Annotated in this window: 22 protein-coding genes and 1 tRNA gene; 4 read left to right on the forward strand and 19 right to left on the reverse strand. The window is 69.8% G+C overall.

The window, feature by feature from the left end:
- Positions 1-670 precede the first annotated feature (670 nt).
- Positions 671-1,750, forward strand: coding sequence for a sensor histidine kinase (locus tag ACWEPX_RS26585; protein ID WP_451899975.1), 1,080 nt, complete (start codon positions 671-673; stop codon positions 1,748-1,750).
- 191 nt (positions 1,751-1,941) lie between these two features.
- Positions 1,942-2,018: transfer RNA gene (locus ACWEPX_RS26590), tRNA-Pro, on the forward strand.
- Between the two features lie 106 nt (positions 2,019-2,124).
- On the opposite strand, the gene ACWEPX_RS26595 is transcribed toward ACWEPX_RS26590, so the two are convergent.
- The 19 genes from ACWEPX_RS26595 to ACWEPX_RS26685 form a co-directional block, all read right to left on the reverse strand.
- Positions 2,125-3,333, reverse strand: coding sequence for a tyrosine-type recombinase/integrase (locus ACWEPX_RS26595; protein WP_451899976.1), 1,209 nt, complete (start codon positions 3,331-3,333; stop codon positions 2,125-2,127).
- Entirely contained in the window at positions 3,333-3,509 is a 177-nt protein-coding gene (locus ACWEPX_RS26600) for a helix-turn-helix transcriptional regulator (protein ID WP_451899977.1), read from the reverse strand. Before ACWEPX_RS26600 ends, ACWEPX_RS26595 begins: the two co-directional genes overlap by 1 nt.
- Positions 3,506-4,840 carry a replication initiator gene (locus ACWEPX_RS26605; protein WP_451899978.1) on the reverse strand — a complete coding sequence of 445 codons (1,335 nt, stop codon included), beginning with the start codon at positions 4,838-4,840 and terminating at the stop codon, positions 3,506-3,508. The genes ACWEPX_RS26600 and ACWEPX_RS26605 overlap by 4 nt, the downstream gene beginning before the upstream one ends.
- Complete coding sequence (locus ACWEPX_RS26610) at positions 4,837-5,454, reverse strand: DNA methylase (protein WP_451899979.1); 618 nt, start codon at positions 5,452-5,454, stop codon at positions 4,837-4,839. The genes ACWEPX_RS26605 and ACWEPX_RS26610 overlap by 4 nt, the downstream gene beginning before the upstream one ends.
- An 82-nt stretch (positions 5,455-5,536) precedes the next feature.
- Positions 5,537-6,409, reverse strand: a complete 873-nt coding sequence (locus ACWEPX_RS26615) for a hypothetical protein (protein ID WP_451899980.1) — start codon at positions 6,407-6,409, stop codon at positions 5,537-5,539.
- A gap of 40 nt (positions 6,410-6,449) precedes the next feature.
- Entirely contained in the window at positions 6,450-6,728 is a 279-nt protein-coding gene (locus ACWEPX_RS26620) for a hypothetical protein (RefSeq protein WP_451899981.1), read from the reverse strand.
- Positions 6,729-6,841: 113 nt separating this feature from the next.
- Positions 6,842-7,153, reverse strand: a complete 312-nt coding sequence (locus tag ACWEPX_RS26625) for a hypothetical protein (RefSeq protein ID WP_451899982.1) — start codon at positions 7,151-7,153, stop codon at positions 6,842-6,844.
- Entirely contained in the window at positions 7,150-7,380 is a 231-nt protein-coding gene (locus ACWEPX_RS26630) for a hypothetical protein (protein WP_451899983.1), read from the reverse strand. The genes ACWEPX_RS26625 and ACWEPX_RS26630 overlap by 4 nt, the downstream gene beginning before the upstream one ends.
- On the reverse strand, positions 7,380-7,727 hold the full coding sequence (locus ACWEPX_RS26635; RefSeq protein WP_451899984.1) for a hypothetical protein: 348 nt from the start codon (positions 7,725-7,727) through the stop codon (positions 7,380-7,382). The genes ACWEPX_RS26630 and ACWEPX_RS26635 overlap by 1 nt, the downstream gene beginning before the upstream one ends.
- A gap of 5 nt (positions 7,728-7,732) precedes the next feature.
- The gene (locus ACWEPX_RS26640) at positions 7,733-8,059 is read right to left on the reverse strand and encodes a hypothetical protein (protein ID WP_451899985.1); all 327 of its coding nucleotides are present in this window, start codon (positions 8,057-8,059) and stop codon (positions 7,733-7,735) included.
- Positions 8,059-8,310 carry a hypothetical protein gene (locus ACWEPX_RS26645; RefSeq protein WP_451899986.1) on the reverse strand — a complete coding sequence of 84 codons (252 nt, stop codon included), beginning with the start codon at positions 8,308-8,310 and terminating at the stop codon, positions 8,059-8,061. Before ACWEPX_RS26645 ends, ACWEPX_RS26640 begins: the two co-directional genes overlap by 1 nt.
- Entirely contained in the window at positions 8,307-9,110 is an 804-nt protein-coding gene (locus ACWEPX_RS26650; protein WP_451899987.1) for a deazapurine DNA modification protein DpdA family protein, read from the reverse strand. The genes ACWEPX_RS26645 and ACWEPX_RS26650 overlap by 4 nt, the downstream gene beginning before the upstream one ends.
- 38 nt (positions 9,111-9,148) lie before the next feature.
- Positions 9,149-9,313, reverse strand: coding sequence for a hypothetical protein (locus ACWEPX_RS26655; protein WP_451899988.1), 165 nt, complete (start codon positions 9,311-9,313; stop codon positions 9,149-9,151).
- Between the two features lie 2 nt (positions 9,314-9,315).
- Complete coding sequence (locus ACWEPX_RS26660; RefSeq protein WP_451899989.1) at positions 9,316-10,710, reverse strand: FtsK/SpoIIIE domain-containing protein; 1,395 nt, start codon at positions 10,708-10,710, stop codon at positions 9,316-9,318.
- A 93-nt stretch (positions 10,711-10,803) separates the two neighbouring features.
- Positions 10,804-10,989: a hypothetical protein gene (locus tag ACWEPX_RS26665; RefSeq protein WP_451899990.1), complete on the reverse strand. Its 186-nt coding sequence runs from the start codon at positions 10,987-10,989 to the stop codon at positions 10,804-10,806.
- Between the two features lies 1 nt (position 10,990).
- Positions 10,991-11,269 carry a hypothetical protein gene (locus ACWEPX_RS26670; RefSeq protein WP_451899991.1) on the reverse strand — a complete coding sequence of 93 codons (279 nt, stop codon included), beginning with the start codon at positions 11,267-11,269 and terminating at the stop codon, positions 10,991-10,993.
- A 3-nt stretch (positions 11,270-11,272) separates the two neighbouring features.
- The gene (locus ACWEPX_RS26675; RefSeq protein ID WP_451899992.1) at positions 11,273-11,395 is read right to left on the reverse strand and encodes a hypothetical protein; all 123 of its coding nucleotides are present in this window, start codon (positions 11,393-11,395) and stop codon (positions 11,273-11,275) included.
- Between the two features lie 60 nt (positions 11,396-11,455).
- Complete coding sequence (locus ACWEPX_RS26680) at positions 11,456-11,638, reverse strand: hypothetical protein (protein ID WP_451899993.1); 183 nt, start codon at positions 11,636-11,638, stop codon at positions 11,456-11,458.
- 232 nt (positions 11,639-11,870) lie between these two features.
- Complete coding sequence (locus ACWEPX_RS26685) at positions 11,871-12,227, reverse strand: hypothetical protein (protein ID WP_451899994.1); 357 nt, start codon at positions 12,225-12,227, stop codon at positions 11,871-11,873.
- A 140-nt stretch (positions 12,228-12,367) separates the two neighbouring features.
- Here ACWEPX_RS26685 and ACWEPX_RS26690 point away from each other — a divergent pair, with 140 nt between their 5' ends.
- Positions 12,368-13,135, forward strand: a complete 768-nt coding sequence (locus ACWEPX_RS26690) for a GntR family transcriptional regulator (protein ID WP_451899995.1) — start codon at positions 12,368-12,370, stop codon at positions 13,133-13,135.
- A gap of 2 nt (positions 13,136-13,137) precedes the next feature.
- On the forward strand, positions 13,138-13,800 hold the full coding sequence (locus ACWEPX_RS26695; RefSeq protein WP_451899996.1) for a YdcF family protein: 663 nt from the start codon (positions 13,138-13,140) through the stop codon (positions 13,798-13,800).
- Positions 13,801-14,798: the final 998 nt, after the last annotated feature.

The following is a 14,798-nucleotide window of genomic DNA, read 5'->3' on the forward strand; positions in this document are numbered from 1 at the left end:
GCTCTCAATCCGCCAGTCCACCTCCGCCGCCTGTGACCGCTGCCGCCTCCGACGGTTCCGCCCGGCGCTCTCAATCCGCCAGTCCACCTCCGCCGTCTGCGACCGCTGCCGCCTCCGACGGTTCCGCCCGGCGCTCTCAATCCGCCAGTCCACCTCCGCCGACCGCGACCGTCCCCGACGACCCCACCTGTCGCCCTCAATCCGCCAACCCACCTCCGCCGTCTGCGACCGCTACCGCTCCCGACGGTTCCACCCGTCGCCCTCTACCCGCCAATGCGCCCCCGCCGCCCGCAACCGGCGGCCCCACCTGTCGGCCAGTTCAACCCACCAATCCAGCTCCGCCGCCATCGGTCGCTTCCGCCGCCGACGGGCGAACCCGTCGGCCGGTTCGACCCGCCGACCTCCCTCCGCAGTCCTCGGCCCCTTCCACTGCCGGTGCGCCCGCCCGTCGGCTGGTTCGGCTCGCTATCCCATCCCGTCCGCCGTCGGCCACGTCCGCCGGCGGTGGCACCACCAGTCGGCCGATCCGACCCGCCCCCTCATCCCAGCCGGCCCCGGCCACTCCCGACACCAGCGGAACCGCCCGTGGGCGGGAGCTGGCCACCGAGCACCACCTCCAACCAGCCCAACCTCACCAACCTCCGCCCCTGCCCGTCGCGGAGCGGCTGTGATGGACTGGCGGCCCGGTCCGGTCGCCAGGCGCATCGGCCTGGAGGTCCTGGCGGTCGGCGTGCCCCTGCTCGCCGTGCTCCTGTCCTACCCGCCCAACCCATGGGCGATGCCGGTGGCGATCGGAGCGTGCCTGGCGCTGCCGCTGCGCCTGCGCTGGCCGTGGCTGGCGTTCGCCCTGTGCCTGCCCGCCCTGTACGGCAACCTGGGCTGGCCACCCGCCCTCGTCGCCCTGTTCCGCCTCGGCCTCTGCACCAAGCGCGGGTGGGTCGCGCTGGCCGTAGCCATCGTGGTGGTGACCGTGCAGGCCGCCAACGGCTTCGGCCTGGACGAGCCGGTCGCCAACCAGCTGATGAGCCTGATGTTCACCCTGGTCGCCCCCGCGGCCCCAGCCGCTCTCGGCGTGCTGGTCCGCCTGCGCGCCGAGCTCAGCGCCACCCTCGCCGAGCGCGACCAGGCCCGCCGCGCCGAGCTCACCGCCCGCCTCGACACCGCCCGAGCCGACGAACGAGCCCGCATCACCCGCGAGATCCACGACGCCGTCGGCCACAACACCACCCTCATCGCCGTCCAGGCCGCCGCCCTCGCCGCCACCACCACCGACCCCACGGCCCGCGAAACCGCCGACCACCTCCGCCGCCTCGCCAAGCAGTCCCTGGCCGAGATGCGCGCCGCTCTGGGCCTGACCACCCCCGACACCCGCCGCGGCCTAGCCGACATCCCCGCCCTCATCACCCAAACCCGAGCCGCAGGCGTCGACGTCCGCTACACCCCCGTGGCAGCCACCCCCAGCCCCCTCATCAGCCGAGCCCTCTACCGCGTCGTCCAAGAGGCCCTGACCAACGCGGTCAAACACGCCCCCGGCGCCCCCATCACGGTCAACCTGACCCGCGACACAGCCCACATCGTCGTCTCGGTGGTCAACGGCCCACCCACCCAACACCCAGACCTCACCCCCGGCGGCACCGGCCTGGAAGGCCTCACCGAACGAGTCCGCACCGCAGGCGGCACCCTCACCACCACCCCCCGCCAGGACGGCGGCTTCACCCTCCAAGCCACCCTCCCAGCCCACCGAAAGTAGCCCCCAACACCCCCAACTTCCGGCGGTAGCCACCCCCACCCACCCCGAGCGATAGTCCGACATGCTCCCTGCCAGTCCCGGGAGCACATCGGGGGTGGTGAGGGACCTGCCGCCGGGGGGCAGGCCCCTCACCCCACCCCCGCACCAACCCCACCAACCCCATGCGCTAGTCTTCTGCACGCAAGACAGACCGGGCTGTGGCGCAGCTTGGTAGCGCACTTGACTGGGGGTCAAGGGGTCGCAGGTTCAAATCCTGTCAGCCCGACCAGAGAGGCCGCGAAGACGCAGGTCAGAGCGGTTTCCCGCCGGTTCTGTCGTACGCAGGCCCCGGGGTATCCAGGATTTGTCCAGGATGACCCGGGGCTTTCGCACGTCTAGGCCGCTGCCAGTTCGGCGACCGCCGCCGCGCGGCCCACGTCCAGGGCGTCCGCCACGACGTCGAGCCGGTCGGGCCACAGGTGCCCGTACACGTCGAGCGTCATCGAGGCGTCTCGGTGCCCGAGCATCTGCTGAACGACTTTCACGTCCGCCCCGGCGGCGATGGCGAGCGAGGCCGCCGTGTGCCGCAGCTTGTGCGGGGTGAGGCCCTTCACCTTCAGCTTGGCCGCCGAGACCGCCGCGTTGAACTCCCGGACCCGCCAGTTGTTGGCCCGCAGCGACAGCCCCCGCGCTGTGCGGAACACCAGTTCGTCATCGTCACGTCCGGCGATGAGCGCCCGCAGCTCGGGCACCAGCGACGCGGGGATGGCTACCGTGCGTGCCTTGCCGTTCTTCGGCGGCCCCACGTGCTGGACTCCGCCGAGCTCGTAGAACGTTCTCATGACCCGGATGCGCCGGTTAGCGAGGTCGACATGGCCGACGAGCAGCGCGGCGGCCTCACCCCAGCGCAGGCCGGTATAGGCGAGCAGCAGGATCAGGACGCGGTTCACTGCGGCGCCCGCCGTGGGCCGGTTGTACTTGGTCCGCAGCGTGCTCGCTGCCGTGGCCAGCAGCTCTACCTGCCGGTACGTGAGGTAGACGTGTTCGGCATCGGGCGCAACGGGCACGGTGACGCCCTTGGCCGGGTTGCTGGGCAGCCGCGCGGGCACACACCAGCCCAGGACCATGCTCAGCACCCGATAGGCGTGCCGTGCCTGCGACGGTCCGAGGCCGCTGCCGCCCTGGTCCTTCGACCTGACCAGCTTGGCCACCCAGACCGCGACGTCTTCCTTGGTGATGGCATTCAAGGGCAGGTCGCCCCAACTCGGAAGCACGTGGTTGTCCAACAAGCCGCGGTACTTCCACCAAGTCGAGGGTCGCAATTCGTGCCGCGACTCCAGCCACTTCTCCGCGATCTCGCCCAGCCGAGCCTTGCCCGCGGTCGGGTCGACATAGGTGCCAGCCGATAACGTCTGCTCCAGCTCCCGCTGCCGACTTTCCGCGAGAGCCTTGGTCGACATGCTCTCCGAGCGCTGCCGGTTGGTGCGGTCGAGGTACATCACCATCCAGCGGCCCGGAGGCTTGCGACCGGCCTCTTTTGCCTTGGCCGCGAGTTTCTTGTACGACGCCGTTTTCGACCGGTCGTATATCCACACGCGAGCCATCAGACCGTCCCCGGCCGACTGTCCACCCAGGCGTAAACATCCTCGGGCCGGAACTTGACGTACTTGCCGATACGGCGACCAGGCGGACCGTACCGCTTCGACCGCCACTGGTAGATTGTCTGGAGCGGGACACCCAGGAACTCGGCAAGTTCCTTCGGCCCCCAGAGCTTGCTCATGGCCGATTCTCCTCTCGGTAGGCGCGTTGGCGGGGAAGTCGTTTGCTCTCCGCGATGGCGGCGGCGAGTTCGCGTTCGGCTTCGTTGTGGTGGCCGACTCCGGCGAAGTCCCATTCGCCGACGACGACGACCGTTTCGGGGTCGAGGTCGGCGGCGGCCAGGAGTTCGGCGAGGCGGAAGGCGCGGCGGTCGGCGCGGATCGCGCCGAAGGTGGTGGAGTAGGCGCGGGATTTGGTGAGGAAGTGGCCGCGGAAGCCGAGCATGTGCGCCCAGCGCCGCAGGTTGAGGTCCGCGTAGTCGGGGTGTTCGCCGAGGTCCCAGCAGGTTTGAATCATCCGGCGGTGGTGCTCGGACACGCGCAGGAAGTCGATGTCCTGCTGCGAGCGGATGGGCCGGTCAGCCGCTTCGCTCTTGCCGGTGCCCTTGGTCGCGTACTTGGCTACGTAGGCGGCGAGGGCGTCCTCTGCGATGCCGTCCCGGTCGCCGTCGCCCTGGTCGTGGGTGATGGTGCGGACGTCGACCTGCGCGCCGAAGGCGAGGTCGATGGGTGTGCCGTCGGGGCGGACGGTCTCCACCGACACCGCCGCGGCGGCGGCCCGGATGGCGTGGTCGAGCAGGTCGGCGGTGGCCCACGCGGGGGGTGGGGTGTCGGGGCCGTGGGGTCCGTCGAGGCGGATCACGGCGTGGAAGTGGACCAGGCCGCGCCGCTGGTACTCGGCGACCTTGCCGTAGGAGAGGCGCAGGTGCTCGCCGAGCTCGCCCACCCGCAGGCCGCCGAGGTTGGCCAGCCTGCGCCGCAGGTAGGTGGTGAAGCGGTGCCAGAGCGCGCCGCTGTGGGCCTGCCAGAGCACCGCGCCCACGTAGTCATAGCCGTCTGGGTCCAGGGGCGCGCCGAGGCGGGGGTCGTGGTCGTGGTGGAACTGCCCGCACCCGCACGGACGCCGCTTGCCGCCCGTGGTGGTGGGCTGGTTGTGCACGCGGCCGAAGGAGGGCGGGGTGAGGGTCACGAACGCCCGCGGGTGGGCGGTGACGGTGGTGGGGATGCCCTTGTGGCCGCCGCACAGGCCCGCGCGCATGAGGTGGAAGGCGTCGGCGGCGTAGCGGTCGCTACAGCTCGGGCAGACGGCTTCGCGGCGGTTGCCGCAGGGCACCATCACCGAGCCGGTGTGGTGGTGGATCAGCCGGTCAGTGGTGGTGTCGATCAGGCCGTACTCGCCGGACAGGCGAATCGGTTTCGCGCAGCCGCCGGTGGCCTCGACCTTGGCCCGCCAATCATGGTAGTCCGCGCGGCGAATGCGGTCGGCGATCATGTCATCGAGCAGGGCGGTCATGCAGTCCTCCTTTCCGGGTGGGGTAGGTGGTCGAGGGCCAAGCAGCCCAAGTAGCGGGTGTAGGCGGGCGGGATGGCTTCGCGGGCGCTCTTGGCGCTCATCCAGTGGCAGCCCATCGCGTCGGCGTAGGCGCGTTCGTCGCGATGCTCGAAGGCCAGCAGCCCGACGTGGCGGCACGGGTTGGTCAGCTGCAGGCCCCAACCCGAGGTCTCGAAGACCCGATGCCGCCGCACCCGCAGCCCGAACATCGAGCCGCACAGCAGGAAATCCGCGCGCAGCGGGGCCTCCGGGACGTTCTCGATCACCCACACCGGATGCCCGGAGGCGAGCAGCGCCGCCCTGGTCGGACCGAGCAGGTCCGGGTGGGTACTGCGGTCGCCGCGCCAGCCGGTCACCCGGCAGTAGCGCTGGCAGGGCGGGGAGGCGTGGATCAGGTCGAACTCGGCTGCGTGCGCGGCCAGGAACTCCAGCGCGTCGCCCTCGTGGAACACCTCGCCCACGTAGTTCGGCTGCGGGCGGATGTCCACGCCGGTCACGTGGAACCCCGCAGCCTGGTATCCCTTCGTCGCCCCGCCCTCATGACAGAACAGGTCCAACACACGCGGCACGGTCACGCGATCCTCCCCAGGTGGACAGCAGCAGGCGGGCCGGGACGCATGTGTCCCAGCCCGCCCACAGCGGGATAACGGGTTGTTGTCAGGCCACGGGGTGGCCGTTGGTGATGTGGTCGGCCAGCACGCGCGCGGCGAGGGCGTCGGAGAGCCGCACCACGGATTGCACGTCGGCCACGCTCGGGGTGCGGCCCTGCGCGCGGGCGTAGGTGATCGAGGCGGCGACCTTGGCCGCCAGGTCGTCCGGGAGCCGGACCCTGCCCGGTGCCGGTGCAGGTGCTAACACGGGGGGCGGTGTGGGCGCGGCGGGCGTGGGCGGCTCGGTGGGAGCCGTCGTGGCGGGTGGAGCGGTGTCGTGCGCCTGCGCGGCGGGTTCGGTGACCGCGGGGGTGGGCGCCGGGGGTGGGGTGTCGCGGAGCCGGGCGCAGGTCTGCTGCACGACGGGGACGACCTGGGCGATGAGGAACACGATCACCGGGATGACCAGGTGGACGAACACCGAGCCCACGCTCACGCTGCCGCCCGGTGGTGGGGCGAGGGTCGGGTAGACGTTCATGAACAGCGTCGCCCCGAGCAGCACCCACTTCAGCGCCCCCACCGAGCGGGCGGTGATCTCCAGCCCGCGGGCGAGGACTTCGGCCTCCCACCGCAGAACGGTGATCAGGATTCCGGCGAGAGCGGGTTCGACCAGCCACGCGCCCCACCACAGCGGGTCATCCGGTTCGCGGTCACCGGCGAGGAAGGCGTGCACGCCGGTGGTGGTGAAACCGAGCCCGCAGGCCAGGAAGAACCACAAGCCCCGAGTGATCGAGAGCCGGAACCGTTCGGCGCGGACCGCGGTGAGGTGGGGGTCCGCCGTGAGTGCGTGCAGCTCGCGGGCTTCGGCCAGTTCGTCCACCAGCCGCCGCACCCGCCGAGTCCGCCCATCCTCGCGGGGCGGGGTGTCCGGGGTGGACATGACGTGTTCCTCCTTCCCGGACACCGCAGCGGGTCCAGGGTCAGGTGATGGGGCGCAGTGCGGACCAGCGCGCCCGAAGGGACAGGCCGGATCTGGTCAGCCGCAGCGGCGAGACCGGCTTGCGCACCGCGCCGTGCAGGCAGGTCGCGGTGTCGCGGGGAGGGCGGCGTTCGACGTAGCGTTGAGCCAGCAGCGACAGCACGATGTCCTCATCGGCCGACAGCCGGACCCGGTCGTCATCCTCGAACACCACCACCCGATCCGAGGCGTCGAGCATGCCGAGGTGGCCGTGGTGGACGTTCTCCAGCACCTCAGCCACCAGCTCCGGACGCTGCGGCCGGTTCCTCCGGCTACGACGCGAGACAGGCACGGGCGGCGAGGCGGCCGGGGGAGCGAGATCGGTCGGCGGGGTGAACAGGTCGATCTGGTCGCTCACGCCGACCCCCGGTGCCGCAGGGCGTCGCGGTAGTCACGGCCACGGCGGGTGAGCAGGCAGTAGACCCGCCCGTCGTCGCAGTGCGCGGACTCGTCGGCGATCAGGGCATTGTCCCGCGCCCACGTGGCCGCTTCCTGCTGCGCGGCGGGCAGCGGCGGGCACTCCACCCCGTCCACCGCGTGCGGACCCTGCCAGTCCGCCCAGAACAGCACCTCGGCGGCGGCGTGGTCGAGCACCCGCGCCAGCGCGTCCAGGTCGATCCACGGCGGCACATCCCGAAGCAGCGCCACCGCCGTCGAGGCGTTCACCGCGACCTCCCCGCCGACCGCTTCCGGTCGCCCTCCCGATCGGCGACACCGGTCAGCGCCGAGCGTGCCCCGTAGAGCACCGACCCGACGACCAGCGCCGTGATCCAGAACAGCGCCGAGAACCCGGTGCCCACCCAGATCACGGCCAGCAGCAGCAGCCCGCCGCCGCCGTACTTGAGGTACTGGCCCGCCGACCAGATGCGGAACCCGAGACGCCACATGCTCATCACCTGCCCCTTCCGAGCAGGGCGAGCAGCGCCCTGCCACGTGCGGTCGGAACCAGGCCGACCATCGACACCTGCTCGCCGCTGTCCGTGCGCCCGCTGATCGTGGCCGCGTCGTCGAGGAACCCGAAGTCCCGAAGCTCACCGACCATCAGCTCCACCACGACGTCCACCGGGTGCAGGCGGTCCCCATCCCGCTGCCACGCCCTGCCGCCGCCCACGTACACGGTTTCGGCCTGGGCCAGGCGCAGCGCCTCCACCACGCCCTCCCGAGCGTCCGGCACCCTGCAGACGTCGATGTCGGACAGGAACCAGCGGGCATCGCTGTAGTCGATATCGGTCACGGTCACGCGGATCACGTCCCTTCGAGTAGTTCGAGCAGGCGGCGGCCTTCCTGGGTGATGACCACGCGCGCGGCGTGCACCACCTCGCCGCTGTCGTCGGTGCCGATCTCGGCGAAGCCCTGTTCCGGGGTCGCCATCTCCGCCTCGCACAGGTCCATCACCGCCATGCGCAGGCGCTGGGGCAGCTCCACCAGGACGCCCTTGCGGCTCTCCTGCCAGACCTGCGACCAGCCGATGTGCACACCCTCGGCGAGCACCAGGCGCAGCCCCTCGGCCAGCTCGTCGGGCTGACGTCGGGTGGTGAACAGGAACTCCTCAGCGCTCCGCCCCGCGGGCATCAAGGCACCTCCCCAGCGCCGTCGCAGCCCCAGCACGCCGTCTCCGGCCCGTCGGGGGCGTGGCCGAGGCCGTCGCAGTCCCCGCACAGGCGGGTCAGGCCCGTACCCCGGCACACCCCACACGGCTCGATGCCGAGGACCACGTGGGGGCGGGCGCGGTCGGTGACGGCGACCAGGCCGCCGCCGTCGCAGGCCCCGCAGGCGTCATAGGGCTCGGTCAGGTCGAGCACCGAGCCGAGGATCATGGTCATGCCGGACTCCCTTCCGGGGTCGGGAAGAACGCCAGTTGCTGGCCCCGCGCACAGCCGCGGGTGAGACGTTCGAGAACGGTGCTGCGCCACTGGCGGGCGTAGCGGGGGCAGTTGGCGCAGTTGCGATGATTTGTGCAGCCGGGCAGCGCCGGGGCGCGGCGGGCGCGGAACGACCACGCCATCGAGTCCGCCGAGGCCAAGTGCTGCCCGTAGCGGGCGAGTCCGCCGGTCTTGACTCCGAAGCCGTGCAACCGCAGACCCATCCCGGCCAAGGTGGTGACGATCTCGGTGATTTCCTCGGTGGACTGCCGCCTGCACACGCTGCCTAGGCCCACCGTGGGGAAGGAGCGCAGGTCGACCCCTGCTGCCTGGTAGAGGTCGACGCAGCGCAGGTAGTCGCCCAGCGCCCAGCCCTGCACGACCGGGATGATCGGCAGGTCGGGCGCGAGCTCGCGCAGCCGCAGGAAGTTCCCGACCGTGCGGGCGTGGTGCTCGGCGATGGTCAGGCCGGTGCGGGCGAGCATGAACGGCTCGCACATCCAGTCTTGCGGCGCGATGAAGTCGGGCATGCCGAGGCGGTCGCGGTAGCGGTAGAGCGCCTGCACGTACTCCTCCGGGCTGGTCTTCCAGCCGCCGTGCATGCTCAACTCGGTGAAGCCGCCCGAGTCGACCGCGTAGCGGTTCACCGCCGGACGCAGCCCCTTGGGAGAGCGGGCGGCCAGGCGACGGTGGGACACGAACAGCGGGAACAGACCGCGCTGCCACAGCCAATGCGGATGATGCGCGCCCACGTAGAACACCGCACCACCCGCACCCGGCGACGTCGACGGCGTGGCCATCACGCACCCGAACGGCGGGAGCGGAACAGGCTCGACCAGACCACGGCGACGATCAGCAGGCAGTACAGCAGGAACCCGCCGAGGTGCTCGGGCAGCTCCAGCGACCGGCCCGCGGGGATGATCAGCGCCGCCGCGATCAGCAGACGCACAACGTTCGAGAGCATGGCTAGGCCACCACCTTCAAGTGAGAGTTGTTGTTTCCAGCCAGGACGAACGCGACCAACTCGGCGATCTCGTGGTCGTCGGTGAAAGCGGCGCGGATGCGCTGTGGGGCGCGGGTGCGGGGGCGGATGACGAACCCGATACCGGCGGTCTCCGGCAGGTTGGGGATCTCGTCGGCCAGCGCGCCGCGTGCGCGGGCGTCCTCACCCAGCACCATGTCCACATGCGCGGCCGAGGTGACCCGGAGGCAGACACGGCAGGTGAACAAGTCCCGGATCGGCACCACATCCTTGGACGGCTCCTGAACCAGGCCCCACATCCGGTGCCCCGTGGCGCGCCCCTGCGTGGCGATCACGGCCAGGTCCCGGCGCAGCAGCCGCGCCAGATCGGAGTAGGCGGTGATCGCGCCGATCTCGTCCAGGATCAGCAGGTTCAGCGGCGTCTCCCGTGACACGCTGATCTTGCGGGACTTGTCGGCCTTGAGACGCCGCTGCGTGGCCGCCATGTCCGCGCGGAACTCCCGCACCAGGTCCGCGATCGTGTACGGGTCGTCGTCCTCGTCGTCGGGTTCGGTGACGGTCGAGTAGCGGTAGGCGATCGGGGCCAGCGCCGCGAACTCGCTCTGCTTGGGGTCGGCCAGCCACAGCCGGACCAGGCCCGCGCGGATCATCGGGGCCAGCGCCCGCAGCGCGGCCAGGATGACGCTGTTCTTCCCCGCCCCGGTCGCCCCCGCCACGAAGACGTGCTCACGGTCGACCCCGATGCGGAACTCGGTGGCGAACTCCGTCTCGCCGATGTAGACGCTGCCCAGGTCCACCGACCGCACGTCCTGCGGCATCTCCGGTGCCGGGATGACCTCCGTGAACGGCTCCGAGCGTTGGATCACCAGCGAGATCACCCGCGGCTTGACCTTCTCCACCCCGACCCGCTCAGCCTTGAGGCAGTCCGCCAGCTCCGGCAGCTTGTCCTGCCACGTGGCCGCCGACTGGCCCGGGGCGAGCTTCACCCGCACCACGTCGATCGTCGGCGACCAACACCGGACCGCGAGGATGCGCGGGACCCGCTCTTCACCGCTGCGGCGGTTCGTGGTCGTCAACCCGCAGTCCAGCAGCGCATTGCGCCACCGCCAGCCCATGTAGGTCACCCAGCGCCGACGCCACGCCCGCAACACCGGCAGCGCGTAGCGGTCGAAGGTGTCCGGGTGCGCCCGATACCAGGCCCCGCACCCCAACACCGCCGCGCCCAGCGTCCACGACCCCGCCGCCAGCGCGGCCTCCTCCCCGAGGGCGCCCACCGCCACACCCGGCACCCCGGGCACCAGCAGCGACCCCGGATGCTGCACCACCCACCGCGCCACCCGAAACTCCGCGCCCATCCGACGCCTGCTCGCCTCACCCATCACCCACTCTCCCTTCCCTTGCCGTGCAACGAGAACGGCCCGCACAACCCCGAGTAGGGGCGTGCGGGCCGAACCGGTCGCGTCTGGTTTGTGCTACTCGCGGTCGAACGAGGCCGCGTTGTCGGCGACCTCCACCGACAACGCCGCCACAGCGGTGGTCAGCTTGCGGTGCGTGTTGCGGAAGAACTCCCGCCGAATCGCGATGTTGTCCACCGCGTCCCGCAGCTTCTCCATCGCCTGGTCCAACTCGTCCAAAGCGTTCGTCACCTGCTGGGACATGTCAGGGCCTCCACTCCCGCGCGATCATGTCGCGCTCGTAGTGCTTCGCCGTCTCCCGCAAGTCGTCCAACCGGCCCTGCGCCGTACGCCGCAACGCCTGCATCTCCCGATCCGTGCGAGTCCGCCAGTTCACCGCAACCGGCTCATAGTGGCGCTTGATCAAGCCGTCCACCGTGTCCAGCGCCTCCTGAACGGCGTCCATCGCCTTCACCAGCTCCAAGTAGCGGTCCTGTGCCTCCTCCGCCTTGGTCTTCGGCTTCGTCGCTTTCGCCGTCGCCACCCTTCACCCCTTCCTGATCATCTGCCGCGCCAACCGCAGCCCTTCGACGTAGCCCTCCCGAAACTCGGGCGAACGCGAGTTCACCCACGACGGCACATCCCGCCCCTGCCGGTCGAGCACCGCCACCAACCGATGACGCACCCGCCCCTCACGCACCCTGCGCGCCATAAGACCCGTCCCTCTCGCCTAGTACACCGAGGACATCGCACGGTGCTGGACCACCCGGAACCTGCCGGTGTCCACGTTGCGCACCATGTACCGCCAGCCCGACACCGCGCGATACACCCGCCACCGCCGCGACCGCACGTCCCCCGGAATCGAGCAGAAGCGGCCCACGTTGTTGAACCGGTCCACCACGAACACGATCACCACTCCCTTCCCATGCCTCACTTCCTCGGACACCAAGACCCCCGGAACACGCCCACACCAGGCGACGCGGCCGGGGGTCAACGTCTCCGCCCGGCACCCGCAGGCACCGGGAGAAGGCATAGATCGGCCCACTGTGGAATTGACAAAGAACAAGCAGCCCACGAAACCGGCTTAAGAAAGCGAATCCCCAGAAACCTGGCAGACGAGAATCACGCCCACCCGAAGCGGCGCACTAGGCAGCCGCGCGCCCCGCCACAACCGGCGTGATCCCCGCGGCCCGCCACGACAGACCCGACCGGCCGTCAACCTCCCAGAACGAGATACGCGGGTTGATCAGCTCCACCCGCACACCCTCCTCGATCCCTTCACCCGGGTCGGTCTCCAGCGTCACCTTGATCTCCTCACCCTTGCCCGCACGACCCGTCTCCGGGTTCGGCAACGGCTTGACGAACAGGCTCACGACGTAGAGCTGCGTCCCGTCCCGATCCGTCGACACCACCTGACGCCCGTCCTGCTCGAACGTCTTCACCACCGGAGCCTCCGTCACCTGGAGCTTGTAGCCCTCCAGCAGCACCGGGATGTTCCGCATGTAGACCTCCTGAGCTCGTTAGAACTATCTCTATTGAAGCGTACCGCTGTGAGCCTGTCAATAGAGATGGTTCTAATGTCGGTGGTCGGGGCTAACATGCAGGTAGGGATAGGGTTATCCCGCTGAGAGGAGAGTGGTAGATGCCGCCCGGCTACCGCGAGCTCGCCGCCATCCTGCGCGAGGCGATCCAGCGCGGGGACTACCCCGCGGAGTCGACCTTGCCCAAGCAGGAGGAGATTGCCGCTGCGCACGGGGTCAACATCAACACCGTGCGGAAGGCCGTCAGCTTGCTAGAGGCTGAGGGCTTGGTGACGCCAGTACGGCGGCGGGGCACGGTGGTGCGTGCGCGGCCCCCGATGAAGCGTCTCGGTGTCGACCGGTACGCCAAGAGCAAGTGGAAGTTCGGCCTGGTCGCCTTCGCGGCCGATCGTGAAGCGTCCGGGCGGGAGTGGAAGCCGGGGGACCAGACGAACGAGGTTCGGAAGACCGTCGCCGACGAGGAGACGGCGACCGCGCTGGGCGTCGAAGTGGGCAGCGCCGTCTACGAGCGCGCGCGGCTGGTTCGAGATGAGGACAAGGTGCCCACGCATACGCTGACGAGCTACTACCGACCGGAGCACGTCGAGGGCACCCCGCTGGTCGATCCGTCGCCTGGACCGGCGACGCCTGGCGGGGGTTTCGCCGTGCTGACCCTGCAAGGCTACGAGCCACACCGGATGACAGAGACATTCCTAGCCAGGATGCCCACGCCAGAGGAGTTGGCCAAGCTGGAGATGCCAGCCGGTGAGCCAGTCATGGTGCTTCACCGCACCACCTACACCGAGGTCGGCGAGCCCATCGAGTTCGCGCGCGGCATCCACCGGTCCAGCCGGTTCTCCTGGACCTACACCTTCCCTCTCCCGGACTGACGATGAGCTCCGCGATTCCCGCCGAGCACCGTCGCGCCGTTGACGTGCTGTGGGCCTATCACGACCTCGGTCACCCGCTGACGACCTCGGATGTCGGTATCGGACTCGGCAGTCACGACCTAGGCGTGGCCACCTGCGCGGCGGAGCTATGGCACAAGAAGGCGTTCCCCCTCATCCTCTTCACCGGAGCCAACGCCCCCACCACCGTCGAGCGATTCCCCCAAGGTGAAGCCGTCCACTACTGCGAGCACGCCCTCACCCTTGGCGTTCCCCGTGAGGCCATCTTGGTCGAGACCCAGGCCCGCAACACCGGCGAAAACATCGTGAACAGCCGCCGCCTACTGGCCGAACATGGCCTCAGGCCAACCTCGGTGACCTTGATCTCGCGGCCCTATCAACAGCGGCGAGCCTTCGCCACGTGCAGGAAGCTGTGGCCCGAAGTTGCCGTCCAATGCGCGTCGCAGCCACTCCAGCTTGACGACTACGTGGATCAGATTGGCGAACCCGACCTAGTGATCAACATGCTGGTCGGATACACCCAACGTATTGCCGTCTATGCCGACCGAGGCTTCGCAATCCCGCAGGACATGCCCTCCGAGGTCGCTGATGCCTACGGTCACCTCGTCGCCGCGGGGTACACCCGGCACCTTGTCAGGGACGCCTGAGTCAGCCACCGCTGTGGCGTGCGTGTGCAGACTTTCTTCTCTTGTTCAAGGCGGCGGCCCTGCCGGGCCGCCGCGGGCACACTGTGCCGCTCCGGTCGGCGCAACTCCGCGGGCGGCTGCGGCTGCCGCCGGTCCGCCCGCGGGCGCCGCCCGAAGAGGCGTGCCCGCAGGACAACCAGGCAGGCCGCCACCAGCCCAGTGGAGATCAAGAGCATGCGCTCGCCGCGCGGGCAGGTCTCCGGGATGGCCGGGAAGCCGCGCAGGCTGCGGTTCGTCGGTGGCTGCCTGCCATCCCGACGACCTCCCAGAGGGCTACCACGGTGCCCACCAGGCGCGCAGAGCCTGGCACCAGGCGCAGACCCACCCGAGGCCCCGGACACCCAGCCCAGGCCGCCGGACACGTCGCGGGCGGGACCTCGGGCAGCTCAACGCCCAACCTCACCAACCGTCGAGGGCTGCACGCCTGGTGACCACCGTGGTAGGGCTACGCCAGGTCGACGGGATGGCAGGAAGTCACCGCCTAGTGCGTGTCCATATAGGACCCGCCGATGCAGGATTTATCCAGAATGAGGTCCGTAGAGACCGAGAAGCGACGACAAGCGACCAGACGTATCCGTGCAGCTCAGGCCCCGTTTCGCTCGCATCCCCGCAGGTCGGAGGCGAGGCGAAGAAGAACAAGGGGTCGCAGGTTCAAATCCTGTCAGCCCGACGGTCTGAAGAACGCCCGCTGGCTAGGTGGAAACACCGGGTCAGCGGGCGTTTTGATCTTCCTAGGGCGATCTTTAGTTGATCGTCGTTTGTGGACGGAAAGATCGTTGTACTGACGGGTAAGGAGCCAATCAGGAGAAGTGCGCTCCAAAGCCCCTGTTGATCTCGTTATGGGGTCGCCGTTGATCTTCCCGATCGGATGAACTTCGCCAACTGCTTTCAATGGACCGCATCTGCCCTGGTCAGGCCCATAGTGAAACTGGTCTGGGTCGGTTGATGCGCGATGGGGA

The sequence above is a fragment of the Actinokineospora sp. NPDC004072 genome, assembly GCF_053604195.1.

Excerpts from the sequence above, each read along its gene's own strand:
- ACWEPX_RS26585 (WP_451899975.1), top strand. The coding sequence starts at position 671 with ATGGACTGGCGGCCCGGTCCGGTCGCCAGGCGCATCGGCCTGGAGGTC.
- ACWEPX_RS26595 (WP_451899976.1), bottom strand. The coding sequence starts at position 3,333 with ATGGCTCGCGTGTGGATATACGACCGGTCGAAAACGGCGTCGTACAAG.
- ACWEPX_RS26600 (WP_451899977.1), bottom strand. The coding sequence starts at position 3,509 with ATGAGCAAGCTCTGGGGGCCGAAGGAACTTGCCGAGTTCCTGGGTGTC.
- ACWEPX_RS26605 (WP_451899978.1), bottom strand. The coding sequence starts at position 4,840 with ATGACCGCCCTGCTCGATGACATGATCGCCGACCGCATTCGCCGCGCG.
- ACWEPX_RS26615 (WP_451899980.1), bottom strand. The coding sequence starts at position 6,409 with ATGTCCACCCCGGACACCCCGCCCCGCGAGGATGGGCGGACTCGGCGG.
- ACWEPX_RS26630 (WP_451899983.1), bottom strand. The coding sequence starts at position 7,380 with ATGAGCATGTGGCGTCTCGGGTTCCGCATCTGGTCGGCGGGCCAGTAC.
- ACWEPX_RS26640 (WP_451899985.1), bottom strand. The coding sequence starts at position 8,059 with ATGCCCGCGGGGCGGAGCGCTGAGGAGTTCCTGTTCACCACCCGACGT.
- ACWEPX_RS26645 (WP_451899986.1), bottom strand. The coding sequence starts at position 8,310 with ATGACCATGATCCTCGGCTCGGTGCTCGACCTGACCGAGCCCTATGAC.
- ACWEPX_RS26655 (WP_451899988.1), bottom strand. The coding sequence starts at position 9,313 with ATGCTCTCGAACGTTGTGCGTCTGCTGATCGCGGCGGCGCTGATCATC.
- ACWEPX_RS26660 (WP_451899989.1), bottom strand. The coding sequence starts at position 10,710 with ATGGGTGAGGCGAGCAGGCGTCGGATGGGCGCGGAGTTTCGGGTGGCG.
- ACWEPX_RS26665 (WP_451899990.1), bottom strand. The coding sequence starts at position 10,989 with ATGTCCCAGCAGGTGACGAACGCTTTGGACGAGTTGGACCAGGCGATG.
- ACWEPX_RS26685 (WP_451899994.1), bottom strand. The coding sequence starts at position 12,227 with ATGCGGAACATCCCGGTGCTGCTGGAGGGCTACAAGCTCCAGGTGACG.
- ACWEPX_RS26690 (WP_451899995.1), top strand. The coding sequence starts at position 12,368 with ATGCCGCCCGGCTACCGCGAGCTCGCCGCCATCCTGCGCGAGGCGATC.
- ACWEPX_RS26695 (WP_451899996.1), top strand. The coding sequence starts at position 13,138 with ATGAGCTCCGCGATTCCCGCCGAGCACCGTCGCGCCGTTGACGTGCTG.